Source organism: Leucobacter sp. M11 (genome assembly GCF_035726885.1).
Lineage (GTDB): Bacteria > Actinomycetota > Actinomycetes > Actinomycetales > Microbacteriaceae > JAPFRB01.
This window is the reverse complement of sequence record NZ_JAPFRB010000002.1, coordinates 430,192-432,880: the sequence shown is the minus strand read 5'-3', so window position 1 is coordinate 432,880 and position 2,689 is coordinate 430,192. Positions and strand designations below refer to the sequence as shown.

Genomic DNA, 2,689 nt, shown 5'->3' with positions numbered 1-2,689 from the left:
GCTGAGCACGGGGATCCGGATTGCGGACGGGCAAGACGCGCACACCGCGACGGTGCTGCTCCGGGACGCCCGAGGCCGGGCGGTGACCGGGGCGGCGGACTCGATCCGGCTCACGGCGGATGCGGGCGTCACGGTGGGCGAGGTCGCCGAGACGGAGACCCCCGGCGAATACGAGGCCGCGCTGCGCAGTACGCGCGCGGGCGCCGCCGCGGTCCGCGCCGAGGCCGCGTTCTGGGATGGCTCGGCCCTCGTCGACGGCGAGGTGCCCGGCAGCGGAGCGTCCGTGCGATTTGGTGCGGGCGCGGCCGATGCGGACACGTCCGAGTTCACCGTGAGCCCGGAGGGCCCCGTGCTCGCCGACGGCGAGGCCGCCTACCTCGCGGAGATCGTGCTCCGGGACGCCTTCGGCAACCCCGTGCCGGATGGCGCGGTCAGCCTGGACGCCGACCCCCGCCTGCTCCTGAGCCCGGGGCCACACCGAACGGATGCCTCGGGGATCCTCCGGGTGCCGCTGCGGAGCGAGACCGTCGGGGTGTTCCCCCTCGCGGCGCGCAGCGGGGAGGTCACGCTCGGCGCGGAGCACGCGCTCCGCTTCGTCGCCGGGGAGCCCAGCCTGGGCCCGGAGGGCCGCTCCCGGCTCACGGTGAGCCCGGGAGTCCGGGTGGCGGACGGCGCGGACCGGCACCTGCTCCGGGCCGAGGTCCGCGACGCCAGCGGGCACCCCCTCCCCGGGGTGCCGGTCGATTTCGCCGCCGCCGCGCCCGCGTCGCTCGGGGCGGACACCGCCGTGACCGGACCGGACGGCATCGCCGAAACCTGGCTCGTGATCACCCGGGCGGGGGACACCGAGGTCACGGCACGGCTCGGGGACGAGCCCCTGCGCGGGAGCCCGGCGCTCGCGACCTTCGTCCCCGGCCCTCCCGCGCTCGGCGAGGACGGTCCCTCCGTCCTCACCGTGAGCCCCGGTGAGCGGGCGGCCGACGGGGTCGCGGCGCACACCGCGACGGCCCTGATCCGGGACCGACACGGAAACCCCGTCGCCGGGGCGCCCATCGACCTCGCCCTGACCGGCGGCGCGGTCACCGCCGCACCGCAGGCGCTGAGCGACGCGGAGGGGCGAGTGGTCTTCGCGATCACGAGCGAGCGAGCCGGGACGGCTGAGGTGCGCGCCTCCCTCGGCGGGGAGCCCCTCTCGGGGAGCCCGGCCGAGATCAGCTTCGTGCCCGGCTTGCCCAGCACCGGAACGGGCGGGGACTCGACCCTGGCCGTGACCGAGGGCGCGCGGACCGCTGACGGGGTCACCGAGCACCGGGCGCGGGCGGAGATCCGAGACCGCTTCGGGAACCCGGTTCCGAACGCCGCCGTGGACTTCGGCGTGGGCGAGCCCGGGCGGCTCACCGAGCACAGCGTGCGCACGAATGCGCGGGGCATCGCCGAGACGGGCATCGTCTCGGAGCGGACGGCTGCGGTGCCGGTGCGGGCCTCCGTCGGGGGCGAGCCCCTGGCGGGGAGCCCCGCAACGGTCGCCTTCGCGGCCGGGACCGCGGATGCCGGGGCCTCGGCGGTCGCCTGGACCCCGGACGGGCCGGTCACCGCCGACGGCGAGGCGGCCTACACCGGGCTCATCACGGTGCGGGACGCCCTCGGCAACCCGGTGCCCGGCGTCGAGATCACCCTCGACACGGATCCGCGGCTCCTCCGGGTGCCCGGCCCGTACCTGAGCGACGAGGCCGGCACCGTCCGGCTCGTGTTGAGCAGTGCGACCCCGGGGAGCTTTGACACCGCGGTCGCGCTGGGCGGGGAACGGATCGGTGAGCTGACGCCGTTCGCCTTCGTGCCGGGGGAGCCGAGCGTGGGCGCGGAGGGGGCCTCCCGGTTCACGGTGAGCGCGGGAACCCGGGTGGCGGACGGGGCCGAGGCGCACACCCTGCGGGCCACCGTCACGGACCGGCTCGGGAACCCCGTGCCGGACATTCCGGTGACCTTCGACGCGGCCGAGCCGGGACACCTGGCGGAGCATACCGTGCGGACGGACGCCGAGGGCCGCGCGGAGACCGCGCTGGTCTCTGAGCGCGCCGCCGAGCTGGCCGTCTCCGCCCGGGTCGGCTCCGAGCCGCTCGCGGGCAGCCCCGGCACCGCGGCCTTCGTCGCCGGGCCCGCGGATCCCACGCGGTCGACCCTGACCGCGACGCCCGAGCTCGCCGAGGCGAACGGGGTCCATCGGGTGCTCGTCACCGTCACGCTCCGCGATGCCCTCGGGAACCCCGTCCCCGATGCCCGGCCCGAGGCCGTCCGGACGACCCTCGGCCTGCTCGGCGTGCTCCTCCCCGGGACGACGCCGGGAGAGCTGGAGGCCTGGCTGACCTCCGCAGTGCCCGGCTCCGCGACCGTGTCGCTCACGCTCGACGGAGCGGTCGAGGGGCCTCAGACCGAGGTCCGCTTCGCGCCAACCCCGGCCGCCCCGATCCTCGACCCCAGCCGGGGCAGCGCGGTGACCGGCACCGCGGAGCCGGGGCAGCTCATCACCATCACGGACGCGGCAGGCACCGTGCTCGGCTCCGGCCGGAGCGACGCAGCCGGGGCCTTCACGATCGAGCTGCGCCCGGCCGCCGCGGACGGCGCGGAACTCGCCGCCACCGCGGAGGACGAACACGGCTTCCGGTCCCCGCCGACAACGGTCCGGGTAGAC

1 protein-coding gene is annotated in these 2,689 nt (G+C 77.1%); it reads left to right on the top strand.

Features of this window, described 5'->3' with window-relative positions:
• A partial coding sequence (locus OOT08_RS06340; RefSeq protein WP_325091742.1) for an Ig-like domain-containing protein occupies positions 1-2,689 on the top strand: 2,689 nt, incomplete at both ends.